The sequence below is a fragment of the Caballeronia sp. LZ024 genome, assembly GCF_031451455.1.
Lineage (GTDB): Bacteria > Pseudomonadota > Gammaproteobacteria > Burkholderiales > Burkholderiaceae > Caballeronia > Caballeronia telluris.
Genome location: NZ_JARUXL010000001.1, coordinates 3,071,683 through 3,084,401 on the forward strand (window position 1 = coordinate 3,071,683; position 12,719 = coordinate 3,084,401).

The 12,719-nt window shown below is 58.3% G+C and carries 25 protein-coding genes; all 25 read right to left on the reverse strand.

What is annotated here, in order from left to right; genetic code table 11:
• Window positions 1–168: 168 nt before the first annotated feature.
• The 25 genes from rplQ to rplB all read right to left on the reverse strand — a co-directional run bounded on the left by rplQ (window position 169) and on the right by rplB (window position 12,719).
• Window positions 169–564: a 50S ribosomal protein L17 gene (gene rplQ / locus QCE48_RS13800; RefSeq protein ID WP_062638165.1), complete on the reverse strand. Its 396-nt coding sequence runs from the start codon at window positions 562–564 to the stop codon at window positions 169–171.
• A gap of 151 nt (window positions 565–715) precedes the next feature.
• Window positions 716–1,693, reverse strand: coding sequence for a DNA-directed RNA polymerase subunit alpha (locus QCE48_RS13805; RefSeq protein ID WP_062638164.1), 978 nt, complete (start codon window positions 1,691–1,693; stop codon window positions 716–718).
• A 124-nt stretch (window positions 1,694–1,817) separates the two neighbouring features.
• A complete protein-coding gene (gene rpsD, locus QCE48_RS13810; RefSeq protein WP_087632562.1) occupies window positions 1,818–2,441 on the reverse strand; it encodes a 30S ribosomal protein S4 in 624 nt (207 codons plus the stop codon).
• Between the two features lie 144 nt (window positions 2,442–2,585).
• The gene (gene rpsK / locus QCE48_RS13815; RefSeq protein WP_006052224.1) at window positions 2,586–2,990 is read right to left on the reverse strand and encodes a 30S ribosomal protein S11; all 405 of its coding nucleotides are present in this window, start codon (window positions 2,988–2,990) and stop codon (window positions 2,586–2,588) included.
• A gap of 28 nt (window positions 2,991–3,018) precedes the next feature.
• Window positions 3,019–3,384 carry a 30S ribosomal protein S13 gene (rpsM, locus tag QCE48_RS13820; RefSeq protein ID WP_116566398.1) on the reverse strand — a complete coding sequence of 122 codons (366 nt, stop codon included), beginning with the start codon at window positions 3,382–3,384 and terminating at the stop codon, window positions 3,019–3,021.
• 41 nt (window positions 3,385–3,425) lie between these two features.
• Complete coding sequence (rpmJ, locus tag QCE48_RS13825; protein ID WP_004199844.1) at window positions 3,426–3,542, reverse strand: 50S ribosomal protein L36; 117 nt, start codon at window positions 3,540–3,542, stop codon at window positions 3,426–3,428.
• Window positions 3,543–3,562: 20 nt separating this feature from the next.
• On the reverse strand, window positions 3,563–3,781 hold the full coding sequence (gene infA / locus QCE48_RS13830; RefSeq protein WP_004521905.1) for a translation initiation factor IF-1: 219 nt from the start codon (window positions 3,779–3,781) through the stop codon (window positions 3,563–3,565).
• A gap of 9 nt (window positions 3,782–3,790) precedes the next feature.
• Window positions 3,791–5,137 carry a preprotein translocase subunit SecY gene (gene secY, locus QCE48_RS13835; RefSeq protein WP_116566400.1) on the reverse strand — a complete coding sequence of 449 codons (1,347 nt, stop codon included), beginning with the start codon at window positions 5,135–5,137 and terminating at the stop codon, window positions 3,791–3,793.
• Window positions 5,138–5,178: 41 nt separating this feature from the next.
• Window positions 5,179–5,613: a 50S ribosomal protein L15 gene (gene rplO, locus QCE48_RS13840; protein ID WP_309787157.1), complete on the reverse strand. Its 435-nt coding sequence runs from the start codon at window positions 5,611–5,613 to the stop codon at window positions 5,179–5,181.
• Window positions 5,614–5,643: 30 nt separating this feature from the next.
• Window positions 5,644–5,826: a 50S ribosomal protein L30 gene (rpmD, locus tag QCE48_RS13845; protein WP_116566404.1), complete on the reverse strand. Its 183-nt coding sequence runs from the start codon at window positions 5,824–5,826 to the stop codon at window positions 5,644–5,646.
• A gap of 14 nt (window positions 5,827–5,840) precedes the next feature.
• A complete protein-coding gene (rpsE, locus tag QCE48_RS13850) occupies window positions 5,841–6,359 on the reverse strand; it encodes a 30S ribosomal protein S5 (RefSeq protein ID WP_031361566.1) in 519 nt (172 codons plus the stop codon).
• Between the two features lie 14 nt (window positions 6,360–6,373).
• Window positions 6,374–6,739 (reverse strand): 50S ribosomal protein L18, encoded by a 366-nt coding sequence (gene rplR / locus QCE48_RS13855; RefSeq protein ID WP_309787155.1) that lies wholly within the window; start codon window positions 6,737–6,739, stop codon window positions 6,374–6,376.
• A 12-nt stretch (window positions 6,740–6,751) separates the two neighbouring features.
• Window positions 6,752–7,285: a 50S ribosomal protein L6 gene (rplF, locus tag QCE48_RS13860; protein ID WP_309787154.1), complete on the reverse strand. Its 534-nt coding sequence runs from the start codon at window positions 7,283–7,285 to the stop codon at window positions 6,752–6,754.
• A gap of 18 nt (window positions 7,286–7,303) precedes the next feature.
• Window positions 7,304–7,699 (reverse strand): 30S ribosomal protein S8, encoded by a 396-nt coding sequence (gene rpsH, locus QCE48_RS13865; protein WP_087632567.1) that lies wholly within the window; start codon window positions 7,697–7,699, stop codon window positions 7,304–7,306.
• A gap of 14 nt (window positions 7,700–7,713) precedes the next feature.
• Window positions 7,714–8,019: a 30S ribosomal protein S14 gene (gene rpsN / locus QCE48_RS13870; protein ID WP_087632568.1), complete on the reverse strand. Its 306-nt coding sequence runs from the start codon at window positions 8,017–8,019 to the stop codon at window positions 7,714–7,716.
• Between the two features lie 7 nt (window positions 8,020–8,026).
• Window positions 8,027–8,566 carry a 50S ribosomal protein L5 gene (rplE, locus tag QCE48_RS13875; protein WP_035933066.1) on the reverse strand — a complete coding sequence of 180 codons (540 nt, stop codon included), beginning with the start codon at window positions 8,564–8,566 and terminating at the stop codon, window positions 8,027–8,029.
• 14 nt (window positions 8,567–8,580) lie between these two features.
• On the reverse strand, window positions 8,581–8,889 hold the full coding sequence (gene rplX, locus QCE48_RS13880; protein ID WP_062638156.1) for a 50S ribosomal protein L24: 309 nt from the start codon (window positions 8,887–8,889) through the stop codon (window positions 8,581–8,583).
• 9 nt (window positions 8,890–8,898) lie between these two features.
• Window positions 8,899–9,267 (reverse strand): 50S ribosomal protein L14, encoded by a 369-nt coding sequence (gene rplN, locus QCE48_RS13885; RefSeq protein WP_006052212.1) that lies wholly within the window; start codon window positions 9,265–9,267, stop codon window positions 8,899–8,901.
• 288 nt (window positions 9,268–9,555) lie between these two features.
• Window positions 9,556–9,828 (reverse strand): 30S ribosomal protein S17, encoded by a 273-nt coding sequence (gene rpsQ / locus QCE48_RS13890; RefSeq protein WP_035933074.1) that lies wholly within the window; start codon window positions 9,826–9,828, stop codon window positions 9,556–9,558.
• Entirely contained in the window at window positions 9,825–10,019 is a 195-nt protein-coding gene (gene rpmC, locus QCE48_RS13895) for a 50S ribosomal protein L29 (protein WP_087126354.1), read from the reverse strand. The genes rpsQ and rpmC overlap by 4 nt, the downstream gene beginning before the upstream one ends.
• Before the next feature lie 10 nt (window positions 10,020–10,029).
• The gene (rplP, locus tag QCE48_RS13900; protein WP_031361576.1) at window positions 10,030–10,446 is read right to left on the reverse strand and encodes a 50S ribosomal protein L16; all 417 of its coding nucleotides are present in this window, start codon (window positions 10,444–10,446) and stop codon (window positions 10,030–10,032) included.
• Between the two features lie 2 nt (window positions 10,447–10,448).
• Window positions 10,449–11,252 (reverse strand): 30S ribosomal protein S3, encoded by an 804-nt coding sequence (gene rpsC / locus QCE48_RS13905; protein ID WP_087632569.1) that lies wholly within the window; start codon window positions 11,250–11,252, stop codon window positions 10,449–10,451.
• 11 nt (window positions 11,253–11,263) lie between these two features.
• A complete protein-coding gene (gene rplV, locus QCE48_RS13910) occupies window positions 11,264–11,593 on the reverse strand; it encodes a 50S ribosomal protein L22 (protein WP_087632570.1) in 330 nt (109 codons plus the stop codon).
• A 12-nt stretch (window positions 11,594–11,605) separates the two neighbouring features.
• Window positions 11,606–11,881, reverse strand: a complete 276-nt coding sequence (gene rpsS / locus QCE48_RS13915; RefSeq protein WP_035554748.1) for a 30S ribosomal protein S19 — start codon at window positions 11,879–11,881, stop codon at window positions 11,606–11,608.
• Between the two features lie 10 nt (window positions 11,882–11,891).
• On the reverse strand, window positions 11,892–12,719 hold the full coding sequence (rplB, locus tag QCE48_RS13920; RefSeq protein ID WP_309787147.1) for a 50S ribosomal protein L2: 828 nt from the start codon (window positions 12,717–12,719) through the stop codon (window positions 11,892–11,894).

Here is a 12,719-nt window from a genome sequence, read left to right on the forward strand (position 1 = left end):
TCCTGGTCATTAGTGTTCACTTGTCCACCTATTCGTTAAGTGGACACGATGCTCCCAAGGCTGCTACATCGATTCAAGATGCCATCACCGGGCGCTTACCACCGAGCGCCGCGCAAAACAAAAAGGCCAAGCAGAGCTTGGCCTTTTTCGATTCCTACGAAAGCGCGCTTATTCAGCTTCTTGCACTTCGTCGGCGTCTGCGACTTCCGGACGGTCCATCAACTGGACGAGTGCCATCGGCGCGTTATCGCCAACGCGGAAGCCGAACTTCAGGATGCTCAGATAGCCACCCGGACGGCTCGCGTAGCGCGGGCCGAGCACGTCGAACAGCTTCGCGACGGAATCGCGATCGCGCAGGCGGTTGAACGCCAGACGACGATTTGCCAGCGACGGCTTCTTGCCGAGCGTGATCAGCGGCTCGACGACTTTACGGAGTTCCTTCGCTTTCGGCAGCGTCGTCTTGATGACTTCGTGCTCGATCAGCGAATTCGACATGTTACGGAGCATTGCCAGACGGTGGCTGCTCGTGCGGTTCAGTTTCCGCAAACCATGCTTATGGCGCATTTTCAGTTCCTATTACTTGAGTTTTGATCCAGCTCTTCTATTGCGTCGGCTTGTTGCATCCGAAAAGCGCACGGGCCGGTCGAGAAAAAAGGCAAGACGCGGATTTTAAAGGAAAATCCGCGTCTTGACCAGTTACGTGTACCGCGTTGCCTTACTTGTCGAGACCAGCCGGCGGCCAGTTTTCGAGCTTCATGCCGAGCGTCAGACCGCGCGAAGCCAGGACTTCCTTGATTTCGTTCAGCGACTTGCGACCCAGATTCGGCGTCTTCAGCAGTTCGTTTTCCGTGCGCTGGATCAGATCGCCGATGTAGTAGATGTTCTCGGCCTTCAGGCAGTTCGCCGAGCGAACCGTGAGTTCCAGATCATCCACCGGACGCAGCAGGATCGGATCGATCTGCGGCGCGCGCGACGGTGCTTCCGCCGCTGCTTCGGTGCCTTCCAGTGCAGCGAAGACCGACAACTGATCGACCAGGATACGCGCGGACTGGCGAATCGCTTCCTCGGGCGAAATCACGCCGTTGGTTTCGATGTTCATCACGAGCTTGTCGAGGTCGGTACGCTGTTCGACACGCGCACTTTCGACGGCATAGCTCACACGACGAACCGGCGAGAACGACGCGTCCAGCACGATACGACCGATGATCTTGGCCGACTCTTCGCCATAGCGACGCACGTTGCCCGGCACATAGCCGCGGCCCTTTTCGATCTTGATCTGAACGTCGAGCTTGCCGCCCTTCGACAGATGCGCAATCACGTGCTCGGGATTGATGACCTCGCAATCATGCGCGAGTTCGATATCGCCGGCCGTGACAACGCCTTCGCCTTCCTTGCGGAGCGTGACGGTCACTTCGTCACGGTTGTGCAGCTTGAAGACGACACCCTTCAGGTTCAACAGCAGGTTGACCACATCCTCTTGCACACCGTCGAGCGTCGAATATTCATGCACGACGCCTGCGATCGTCACTTCGGTCGGCGCGTAGCCCACCATCGACGACAGCAGCACGCGCCGAAGCGCGTTACCCAAGGTGTGGCCGTAACCGCGTTCGAACGGCTCCATGACCACTTTCGCGTGGCTTTCGCCAAGCGATTCAACTGCAATAATCTTGGGCTTCAACAAACTGGTTTGCATAGGTTTTCCTTTTCAATACCCTCGGCTCGTTACACCGATAAGGCTGACCGGTAACAACCTGAAAATAAACAGCCGAGGCCACCCCTTGCCCTCGGCAATCAGGGTCCCCCGGCCGCTAATCCGATTACCGCGAATACAATTCGACGATCAGGCTTTCGTTGATGTCGCCAGCGATGTCGCTGCGTTCCGGCATTGCCTTGAACGTGCCTTCGAACTTCTTGGCATCGACCGAAACCCAGCTCGCCATGCCGCCTTGTTCTGCCAGCGAAAGCGCTTCGACGATACGAGCCTGCTTGCGCGACTGTTCACGCACGGCAACCACGTCGCCCGCCTTCACTTGCAGCGACGGGATGTTCGCGACTTGGCCGTTCACCGTGATCGACTTGTGGCTCACGAGCTGACGTGCTTCTGCGCGCGTCGAGCCGAAGCCCATGCGATACACGACGTTGTCGAGACGCGATTCGAGCAATTGCAGCAGGTTTTCACCCGTCGGGCCCTTGCGGCGATCGGCTTCGGCGAAGTAACGGCGGAACTGGCGCTCGAGCACGCCGTAGATGCGCTTGACTTTTTGCTTTTCGCGCAGCTGCGTGCCGTAGTCGGACGTACGAGCGCCTGACGTGCGGCCATGCTGACCAGGCTTGCTATCGAGCTTGCACTTGTCAGCGAGCGAACGACGCGCGCTCTTCAGGAAGAGGTCAGTGCCTTCACGGCGGGACAGCTTGGCTTTAGGACCGGTATAGCGTGCCACTTTGCATCCTTAAAAATTGATCACGCAGACTTTCGTCCGCGCTAGTCCGAACCCTTTGGGCCGAACGGTGGGCTTAGTCAAATTCATAACGCAAGCAACCTGCCGGCGCGCGAGCACCAGCAGGAGGTTTGCGGCAGCGACGTCTTAGATACGACGACGCTTCGGCGGACGGCAGCCGTTGTGCGGGACCGGCGTCACGTCGGAGATCGCGGTGATCTTGATGCCAAGACCATGCAGCGCGCGCACCGCCGATTCGCGACCAGGGCCAGGGCCCTTGATCCGCACTTCGAGGTTCTTCACGCCGTATTCCATCGCCACGCGACCAGCCGATTCCGCTGCGACCTGAGCTGCAAACGGCGTCGACTTACGCGAGCCCTTGAAGCCTTGGCCACCCGACGTTGCCCAGGCAAGCGCGTTGCCTTGACGATCGGTGATCGTGATGATGGTGTTGTTGAACGACGCGTGAACGTGAACCACGCCCTCGGCGACGTTCTTCTTGACCTTCTTGCGAACGCGTTGCGCCGCGGAGTTGTTCGAAGCCTTAGCCATTACGTTTTCCTGTAACTGTCAGTTCCGCTTACTTCTTCAGCGATTGCGCTGCACGACGCGGACCCTTGCGCGTACGGGCATTGGTACGCGTACGCTGGCCGCGCATGGGCAGGCCCTTGCGATGGCGCACGCCGCGGTAGCAGCCCAGATCCATCAGGCGCTTGATGTTCATCGTCACTTCGCGACGGAGGTCGCCTTCGACGATGAACTTGCCCACTTCGTCACGCAGCTTTTCGAGGTCTGCGTCGGTGAGGTCCTTGACCTTCTTCGAAAATTCCACACCAGAAGCGACACAGATGCCGCGAGCACGCGTGCGTCCGATACCGAAGATAGCCGTCAGGCCGATTTCAGTATGCTGGTGATTCGGGATGTTAACCCCTGCGATACGAGCCATTGTTTTTCCTCAAACAAAAAGCGCAAGCAAAAGCGCGGCGTTCAGCCTTGACGCTGTTTGTGGCGCGGATCAGAGCTGCAAATCACGCGCACAACGCCCTTGCGCTTGATGATCTTGCAATTGCGGCAAATGCGCTTAACCGATGCCATCACTTTCATGATATTACCCTTTTTTCAAATCACTTCGCCCGGAACACGATCCGCGCACGAGACAGATCGTAAGGCGTCAATTCAACCGTAACTTTGTCGCCCGGCAGAATGCGGATGTAGTGCATCCGCATTTTCCCGGAAATATGCCCCAGCACCACATGGCCATTTTCCAACTTCACCCGGAAAGTAGCGTTGGGAAGGTTTTCAATCACCTCGCCCTGCATCTGGATTACATCGTCTTTGGCCATAGTCCTTAATTAGCGCATCGGGACGTTGCCGCCCTTGAAGTTGGCCTTCTTAAGCAGCGACTCATACTGTTGCGACATAACGTACGACTGTACCTGCGCCATAAAGTCCATCGTGACGACGACAATGATCAGCAGCGACGTTCCACCAAAATAAAACGGCACGTTCCAGCGCAATACCAGGAACTCAGGCAGCAAGCACACAAACACGATGTAGATCGCACCGGCCAGCGTCAGACGCGTGAGGATGCGGTCGATATACCGTGCGGTCTGGTCGCCCGGGCGGATCCCAGGAACGAATGCACCGCTCTTCTTCAAGTTGTCGGCCGTCTCTCTGCTGTTGAACACCAGCGCGGTGTAGAAGAAACAGAAGAACACGATCGCCAACGCGTACAGCAACACGTACACGGGCTGACCCGGCTTCAAAGCCTCGGCCACGTTGTGCAGCGTGTTTGCGAACCAGCCGGTCCGCGTACCCGAACTGAACCAGTTCAGGATGGTTGCCGGGAAGAGGATGATCGACGATGCAAAAATCGGCGGAATCACACCCGACATGTTCAGCTTCAGCGGCAAATGCGAAGACTGGCCGCCGTAAATCTTGTTACCGACCTGGCGCTTTGCGTAATTGACGAGGATCTTGCGCTGACCGCGTTCGATGAACACGACCAGATACGTGACCGCCGCAATCAACACCACGATGATGATCGCCGAGATGATGCTCATCGAACCGGTGCGAACCAGCTCGAACAGCCCACCGATCGCATTCGGGAAACCCGCCGCGATACCGCCGAAGATGATGATCGAGATGCCGTTGCCGAGACCGCGTTCCGTGATCTGCTCGCCTAGCCACATCAGGAACATCGTGCCCGTCACCAGCGTGACGACCGTCGTCAGACGAAAGACCATGCCAGGATCGAGCACGAGAGCCGGCTGATTCTCCAGCGCGACTGCGATACCGAAAGCCTGGAACGTCGCGAGAACCACCGTGAAGATCCGCGTGTACTGCGTGATCTTGCGTTGGCCCGCTTGTCCTTCCTTCTTCAGCGCCTCCATTTGCGGCGACACGATCGACAGCAACTGCATGATGATCGACGCCGAAATGTAGGGCATGATGCCCAGCGCAAAAATCGTGAACCGCGACAACGCGCCACCCGAGAACATGTTGAACATGCCAAGGATGCCGCCCGACTGGCTCTGGAACAACTTGGCCAGTTGGTCCGGGTCGATACCCGGCACCGGAATATGCGCACCGATACGGTAGACGACCAGCGCCAGCAGCAGGAACACTGCACGCCGACGGAGATCGCCAAACTTCGCCGCGCTTCGACCGGGTTTTGCGAGACTCGGGCTGTTAGCCAAGAACCTTCTCCGATGCTATTGCTAGTAACGGCAAAAGCGCGTTACTCGGCGAACGAGCCGCCAGCGGCTTCGATTGCTGCACGGGCGCCCTTCGTAGCACCGAGGCCCTTCACCGTGATCTTGCGCTTCAACTCGCCGGTCTTGATGATCTTCGCGCTCTTGATGAGCTCGCCGACCAGGCCTGCTTGCTTCAGTGCCAACAAATCGATTTCGTCGACCGGCAGCTTTTCCAGATCCGACAGACGCACTTCACCGACAAATTCCTTCGTCAGCGAGGTGAAGCCACGCTTCGGCAGACGGCGTTGCAGCGGCATTTGACCGCCTTCGAAGCCGACTTTGTGGAAACCGCCCGAACGCGACTTCTGACCCTTGTGACCGCGACCCGCGGTCTTGCCGAGGCCAGAGCCGATACCGCGACCGACGCGACGCTTTGCATGCTTCGCGCCTTCTGCCGGCTTCAGGTTATTCAATTCCATATTCAACTCCTTGAATCCCTAGTCAGCCGTTCAGTCGATGACCTTAACAAGGTACGAAACCTTGTTGATCATTCCGCGAACCGCCGGCGTATCTTGCAATTCGCTGACCGAGTTGAGTCGGCGCAGGCCCAGGCCACGCACCGTTGCACGGTGCGATTCGCGGGTCCCAATCAGGCTCTTGACGAGCTGAACCTTGACAGTTTTATCAGACATGGTGACCTCGAGGCTTAGCCCAAAATATCTTCGACCGACTTGCCGCGCTTCGCCGCGATGTCACCCGGGGTCGACTGCTTGCGCAGACCGTCGAGCGTCGCACGAACGAGGTTGTACGGGTTCGTCGAGCCGTGGCTCTTCGCCACCACGTTTTGCACGCCCATTACGTCGAACACTGCGCGCATCGGGCCGCCAGCGATCACGCCCGTACCATCCTTCGCCGGAGCGAGGAGGACTGCGGATGCACCGTGCTTGCCGTGCACTTCGTGCTGCAACGTACCGTTCTTGAGCGGCACCTTGAACATGTTGCGACGGGCTTGTTCCATTGCCTTTTGAACAGCAACCGGAACTTCCTTCGCTTTACCCTTGCCCATGCCGATGCGGCCATCGCCGTCGCCGACCACGGTCAGTGCGGCAAAACCGAGAATCCGGCCGCCCTTCACCACCTTGGTCACGCGATTGACCGCAATCATCTTTTCACGCAGGCCGTCGTCGCGTTCTTCAGCCTTCACATTCGCTTGCATCTTTGCCATGACGAATTCTTCCCTTAGAACTTGAGTCCGGCTTCGCGCGCCGCATCAGCCAGCGCCTTCACGCGGCCGTGGTAGCGGAAACCCGAACGGTCAAAGGCGACGGATTCGACGCCGGCAGCCTTCGCCTTCTCAGCAATACGCTTGCCGATCAGGGTCGCAGCGTTGATGTTGCCGCCCTTGCCCGACTTGTCGGCCAGTTCGGCACGAACTTCGGCTTCGAGCGTCGACGCGCTTGCCAGCACCTTGGTGCCGCACGGCGAGAACACTTGCGCATAGATATGCGTGTTCGTGCGATGCACAGCCAGACGCGCGACCTGAAGCTCAGAGATCTTGACACGCGTTTGACGAGCGCGGCGCAGGCGAGATTGAGTCTTATCCATGATTGCGCACCCTTACTTCTTCTTCGTTTCTTTGAGGATGACGACTTCGCCAGCGTAGCGCACACCCTTGCCCTTGTAAGGCTCCGGCGGACGGTAACCGCGAACTTCCGCAGCGACCTGGCCAACTTGCTGCTTGTCGATCCCCTTGATCACGATTTCGGTTTGCGTCGGGGTTTCAGCCTTGACGCCTTCCGGCATCTGGTGCACCACGGGGTGCGAGAAACCCAGCGACAGGTTCAACTTGTCGCCTTGCGCCTGTGCGCGGTAACCGACGCCAACCAGCGTCAGCTTGCGCTCGAAACCCTTCGTCACGCCGTTCACCATGTTCGCAACCAGTGCGCGCATCGTGCCCGACATCGCATTCGCTTCACGGCTTTCATCAGCCGGTGCGAAATTGAGCGTGCCGTTCTCGTTTTCCACCTTCACTAGCGGATTGGCCGCTCGCGAAATTGTACCCAGCGGTCCCTTGACGGTAATCACTTCGCCGCTCAAGGCCACTTCGGCGCCTTGCGGCAGCGCGATCGGACTCTTACCTACTCGAGACATGTTTCTTCTCCTTTTCGGTTAAGCGACGTAGCAGAGGACTTCACCGCCGACGCCGGTCTGGCGCGCCTTGCGATCAGTCATCACGCCTTGGGGCGTCGAAACGATTGCAACACCGAGGCCATTCATGACCACCGGAATGTCGTTGCGACCGCGATACACACGCAGACCAGGCTTCGAAACGCGCTCAATGCGCTCGATCACCGGGCGGCCCGCGTAGTACTTCAACGCGATGTTCAATTCCGACTTCGCACCTTCAGCCTTCACTGCGAAATCGTCGATATAACCTTCGTCCTTCAAAACCTGCGCAATCGCAACCTTGACTTTCGACGAGGGCATAGTCACCGAAACTTTCTCGACCATCTGCGCATTGCGGATGCGAGTCAGCATATCGGCGATAGGATCACTCATGCTCATTTACGTTTCTCCTATTACCAGCTCGCCTTGGTCAGGCCAGGGATTTCGCCGCGGAAAGCGATTTCACGAATCTTGCTGCGTGCCAGTCCGAATTTACGGAACGTGCCACGCGGACGACCCGTGAGCGCGCAGCGGTTACGCTTGCGAGTCGGGTTCGAATTACGCGGCAGTTGTTGCAAAGCCAGGCGAGCGAGGTAACGCTCTTCATCCGACTTGCTCGCGTCGTCGATCACAGCTTTCAGTTCAGCGCGCTTGGGAGCGTACTTGGCTGCGAGGCGTGCACGCTTCTTTTCACGTTCGATCAGTGCCAGTTTAGCCACGGTAACCTCAGTTTCTGAACGGGAACTTGAAGCTGGCGAGCAGTGCCTTGGCTTCATCGTCAGTCTTCGCAGTCGTCGTGATGCTGATGTTCAGCCCACGCAGCGCGTCGATCTTGTCGTAGTCGATTTCGGGGAAAATGATCTGCTCTTTCACACCGATGTTGTAGTTGCCGCGACCATCGAACGCACGACCTGACACGCCACGGAAGTCACGCACACGCGGGAGCGCAACCGTCACGAAACGGTCCAGGAATTCGTACATGGCCTGACCGCGCAGCGTAACCATCGCGCCGATCGGATAGCCCTGACGAATCTTGAAGCCAGCGATTGCCTTGCGTGCCTTCGTGATAACCGGTTTTTGACCGGCGATCTTCGTGAGGTCGCCAACGGCGTTTTCGATGATCTTCTTGTCGGCGACGGCTTCGCCAAGACCCATGTTCAGGGTAATCTTGGTGATGCGCGGCACTTCCATGATGGATTTGTATCCGAACTTCTCGACGAGGCCGGGTACAACCTTCTCTTTATAAAATTCTTGCAGACGAGCCATTTTTTAACTCCGCGTCAGGCGTTGAGCGTGGCGCCCGTCGACTTCAAGAAGCGAACCTTCTTGTCGCCTTCGACCTTGATGCCCACTCGCGACGCCTTGCCATTCGCGTCGACCAATGCGACGTTCGAAATATGCAGCGGCATCGTTTTGGCTTCCACACCGCCCGTCGTACCCTTCATCGGGTTCGGCTTCACGTGCTTCTTGACGAGGTTGATGCCCTCGACCGTCACACGATCTTCCCCAACGGCCAGCACGACACCGCGCTTGCCTTTGTCCTTGCCGGTGATGACGATGACTTCGTCACCCTTGCGAATCTTGTTCATCGCGACTCCTTACAGCACTTCCGGCGCGAGCGAAACGATCTTCATGAATCGTTCGCTACGCAGTTCACGCGTGACCGGCCCGAAAATACGCGTGCCGATGGGTTCCAGCTTCGCATTCAAAAGAACGGCGGCATTGCCGTCGAACTTGATCAGCGAGCCGTCCTGGCGGCGCACGCCCTTGGCCGTACGAACGACCACGGCGTTGTAGATTTCGCCCTTCTTCACGCGTCCGCGCGGCGTTGCTTCCTTGACGGTCACCTTGATGATGTCGCCAATGCTAGCGTAACGACGCTTCGAGCCGCCGAGCACCTTGATGCACATGACTTCACGCGCACCCGTGTTGTCGGCCACTTCAAGCCGAGTTTCGGTCTGGATCATGGTTTATCATTCCCAACTTAATCCGATTGCACCACCATGGCGCATCCGGTCAGTCTTGGTCCCGTCAGCCAATCGGCTGCTTGGGTTAGAACAGGCAGCGAAGGCAGACGAAACCCGCCATCGCAATCCGGTGAATCTGTCGATACAGGCATGGCGCCTGAACCGGCTTCCCCCACCAACTTCGCCCGCGACGGGGCTCCCACAAAGAGGGAAGACCGAGATTATAACGCATAATCCCGGCCTTGCAAGCGAAAGTTACTGCGATACTACTTTTACTGCATCTAACGCTTAGATCACGCGAGCCGCTTCGAGCAACTTCGATACAACCCAGGCTTTCGTCTTCGAAATCGGACGCGTTTCCTGGATTTCGACAAGATCGCCTTCGTTGTACGTGTTCGCGTCGTCATGCGCGTGGTACTTCTTCGAACGCACGACGTACTTGCCGTAGATCGGATGCTTCACACGGTGCTCGACCAGCACGGTGACCGTCTTGTCCATCTTGTTGCTGACGACCTTGCCGACCAGCGTCCGCTTGAGCGAGGTTTTTACGCTATCGTTCATTTCTGGTTCGCCTTCTCAGTCAGGACGGTCCGCACACGTGCGATGTCGCGACGAACCTTCTTCAGCTGGCTCGTGTTCGTGAGCTGCTGCGTCGCGAGTTGCATGCGCAGGCCGAATTGCGCCTTCAGCAGGTCCGTCAGCTCTTGGTTGAGCGCGGCCTGGTCTTTCTGGTGAAGTTCAGAAGCCTTCATCATTCACTCCTTAGGCGCCGAGTTGGCGTGAAACGAAGTACGTCTTCAGCGGCAGCTTGGCTGCAGCCAGACGGAACGCTTCGCGTGCCAGTTCTTCGGTAACACCGTCCATTTCGTACAGCATCTTGCCCGGTTGAATCTCTGCGACGTAGTACTCAGGGTTACCCTTACCGTTACCCATCCGTACTTCAGCCGGCTTTTGCGAGATCGGCTTGTCCGGGAAAATGCGAATCCAGATACGGCCGCCGCGCTTGATGTGACGCGTCATTGCACGACGCGCCGCTTCGATTTGACGCGCGGTCAAACGGCCGCGACCGATAGCCTTCAGACCGTATTCACCGAACGACACCGCGTTGCCGCGCGTCGCCTTGCCGGTGTTACGACCCTTTTGCTCTTTGCGATACTTTCTGCGTTTCGGTTGCAGCATCGTTATTCTCCAGTCTTCCCGTCACCGGCGCCGCCGGTACGACGAGGAGCGCCACGGCGTGCACCTGCCGGGCCACCACCTTCACCATCGCGACGCGGACGGCGATCGCCACCCGGACGTGCGTTGCGGCGCGGACGCTTGTCTTCGGTCACCTCTTCGACCACCGGTGCATCGTTGCGGCCCAGCGTGTCGCCCTTGTAGACCCACACCTTCACGCCGATGATGCCGTACGTGGTCTTCGCTTCCGAGGTTGCGTAGTCGATATCGGCACGCAGCGTATGAAGCGGCACGCGACCTTCGCGATACCACTCGGTACGAGCGATTTCGATACCGTTCAGACGGCCGGCGCTCATGATCTTGATGCCTTGAGCACCCAGACGCATCGCGTTTTGCATCGCACGCTTCATCGCGCGGCGGAACATGATCCGGCGCTCGAGCTGTTGCGTGATCGAATCGGCGATCAGTTGAGCATCGGTTTCCGGCTTGCGGATTTCTTCGATGTTGACGTGAACCGGAACGCCCATGCGCTTCTGGAGTTCCGACTTCAACAGTTCGATATCCTCGCCCTTCTTGCCGATGACAACACCCGGACGCGAGCTGTAAATCGTGATGCGCGCGTTCTTCGCCGGACGCTCGATGACCACCCGACCAACCGAAGCGTTCTTCAGCTTCTTCTTCAGGTATTCACGAACACCGATGTCTTCCTGCAGCATCGACGCGAAATTGTTGTTGTTCGCGTACCAACGCGACGCCCAATTCCGGCTGACGGCCAAGCGGAAGCCTGTCGGATGAATTTTTTGTCCCATCGTATGGCTCCTTAATTCCCGACCGTCACAGTGATGTGACAGGATTGCTTCTCGATGCGGTTACCACGGCCTTTTGCGCGCGCGGTGAAACGCTTCAGCGAGGCAGCCTTGTCGACCATGATGCTCGTGATCTTGAGCTCGTCGATATCGGCGCCTTCGTTGTGCTCCGCATTGGCGATCGCAGACAGCACGACCTTCTTGACGATACCCGCCGCCTTCTTCGGCGAGAACGTCAGAACGTTCAGCGCCTTGTCGACCGGCAAACCACGGATCTGGTCAGCCACAAGGCGCGTCTTCTGCGCCGAGATGCGGGCACCGCGATGAATAGCTTTTACTTCCATCTTGATAGCCCCTTATTTCTTGGCCTTCTTGTCGGCTGCATGACCCTTGAACGTACGGGTCAATGCAAACTCGCCAAGCTTGTGGCCGACCATGTTTTCCGACACATACACCGGAACGTGTTGACGTCCGTTGTGCACGGCAATCGTCAGACCGATGAAATCCGGCAGAATCGTCGAACGACGCGACCAGGTTTTGATCGGCTTCTTGTCACGCGAAGCTGCAGCCGCCTCAACTTTCTTCAGCAAATGGGCGTCGCAGAACGGACCTTTTTTAACAGAACGTGCCATTGCTTACTCCTTAGCGCTTGTGACGGCGCTGGACGATCATCGTCGTCGTGCGCTTGTTGCTGCGGGTGCGATAACCCTTCGTCGGCGTGCCCCACGGGCTCACCGGATCGCGACCTGCTGCCGTCTTACCTTCACCACCACCGTGCGGGTGATCGACCGGGTTCATTGCAACGCCGCGCACCGTCGGGCGGATACCGCGCCAGCGGTTCGCACCAGCCTTACCGATTTGACGGAGGCTATGCTCTTCGTTGCCCACTTCACCGATCGTCGCGCGGCACTCGATATGCACGCGGCGAATTTCGCCCGAGCGCAGACGAACCTGCGCGTAGGTGCCTTCGCGAGCCAGCAGCATCGCCGACGTGCCAGCCGAACGCGCGATCTGCGCGCCCTTGCCCGGCAGCATTTCGATGCAGTGGATCGTCGTACCGACCGGGATGTTGCGGATCGGCAGCGTGTTGCCTGCGCGGATCGGAGCTTCCGAACCCGACATCAGTTGCTGACCAACGATCACACCCTTCGGAGCGATGATGTACTTGCGCTCGCCGTCTGCGTACAGAACCAGCGCGATGTTCGCGCTACGGTTCGGGTCGTACTCGAGACGCTCGACCTTTGCCGGAATGCCGTCCTTGTTGCGACGGAAATCGACGAGGCGGTAGTGCTGCTTGTGACCACCACCCTTGTGACGGGTCGTGATGCGGCCGTTGTTGTTACGGCCAGCGGTCGTGGACTGCGCGTCGAGCAGCGCTGCGTGCGGCTTGCCCTTGTACAGATCCTTGTTGACCACCTTGACCATCGCGCGGCGGCCCGGCGAAGTCGGCTTAACTTTTACGATTGCCAT

Excerpts from the sequence above, each read along its gene's own strand:
- rplQ (WP_062638165.1), bottom strand. The coding sequence starts at position 564 with ATGCGCCATAAGCATGGTTTGCGGAAACTGAACCGCACGAGCAGCCAC.
- QCE48_RS13805 (WP_062638164.1), bottom strand. The coding sequence starts at position 1,693 with ATGCAAACCAGTTTGTTGAAGCCCAAGATTATTGCAGTTGAATCGCTT.
- rpsK (WP_006052224.1), bottom strand. The coding sequence starts at position 2,990 with ATGGCTAAGGCTTCGAACAACTCCGCGGCGCAACGCGTTCGCAAGAAG.
- rpsM (WP_116566398.1), bottom strand. The coding sequence starts at position 3,384 with ATGGCTCGTATCGCAGGGGTTAACATCCCGAATCACCAGCATACTGAA.
- rpmJ (WP_004199844.1), bottom strand. The coding sequence starts at position 3,542 with ATGAAAGTGATGGCATCGGTTAAGCGCATTTGCCGCAATTGCAAGATC.
- infA (WP_004521905.1), bottom strand. The coding sequence starts at position 3,781 with ATGGCCAAAGACGATGTAATCCAGATGCAGGGCGAGGTGATTGAAAAC.
- rplO (WP_309787157.1), bottom strand. The coding sequence starts at position 5,613 with ATGGAATTGAATAACCTGAAGCCGGCAGAAGGCGCGAAGCATGCAAAG.
- rpmD (WP_116566404.1), bottom strand. The coding sequence starts at position 5,826 with ATGTCTGATAAAACTGTCAAGGTTCAGCTCGTCAAGAGCCTGATTGGG.
- rpsE (WP_031361566.1), bottom strand. The coding sequence starts at position 6,359 with ATGGCAAAGATGCAAGCGAATGTGAAGGCTGAAGAACGCGACGACGGC.
- rplR (WP_309787155.1), bottom strand. The coding sequence starts at position 6,739 with ATGGATAAGACTCAATCTCGCCTGCGCCGCGCTCGTCAAACGCGTGTC.
- rplF (WP_309787154.1), bottom strand. The coding sequence starts at position 7,285 with ATGTCTCGAGTAGGTAAGAGTCCGATCGCGCTGCCGCAAGGCGCCGAA.
- rpsH (WP_087632567.1), bottom strand. The coding sequence starts at position 7,699 with ATGAGCATGAGTGATCCTATCGCCGATATGCTGACTCGCATCCGCAAT.
- rplE (WP_035933066.1), bottom strand. The coding sequence starts at position 8,566 with ATGGCTCGTCTGCAAGAATTTTATAAAGAGAAGGTTGTACCCGGCCTC.
- rplX (WP_062638156.1), bottom strand. The coding sequence starts at position 8,889 with ATGAACAAGATTCGCAAGGGTGACGAAGTCATCGTCATCACCGGCAAG.
- rplN (WP_006052212.1), bottom strand. The coding sequence starts at position 9,267 with ATGATCCAGACCGAAACTCGGCTTGAAGTGGCCGACAACACGGGTGCG.
- rpsQ (WP_035933074.1), bottom strand. The coding sequence starts at position 9,828 with ATGAACGATAGCGTAAAAACCTCGCTCAAGCGGACGCTGGTCGGCAAG.
- rpmC (WP_087126354.1), bottom strand. The coding sequence starts at position 10,019 with ATGAAGGCTTCTGAACTTCACCAGAAAGACCAGGCCGCGCTCAACCAA.
- rplP (WP_031361576.1), bottom strand. The coding sequence starts at position 10,446 with ATGCTGCAACCGAAACGCAGAAAGTATCGCAAAGAGCAAAAGGGTCGT.
- rpsC (WP_087632569.1), bottom strand. The coding sequence starts at position 11,252 with ATGGGACAAAAAATTCATCCGACAGGCTTCCGCTTGGCCGTCAGCCGG.
- rplV (WP_087632570.1), bottom strand. The coding sequence starts at position 11,593 with ATGGAAGTAAAAGCTATTCATCGCGGTGCCCGCATCTCGGCGCAGAAG.
- rpsS (WP_035554748.1), bottom strand. The coding sequence starts at position 11,881 with ATGGCACGTTCTGTTAAAAAAGGTCCGTTCTGCGACGCCCATTTGCTG.
- rplB (WP_309787147.1), bottom strand. The coding sequence starts at position 12,719 with ATGGCAATCGTAAAAGTTAAGCCGACTTCGCCGGGCCGCCGCGCGATG.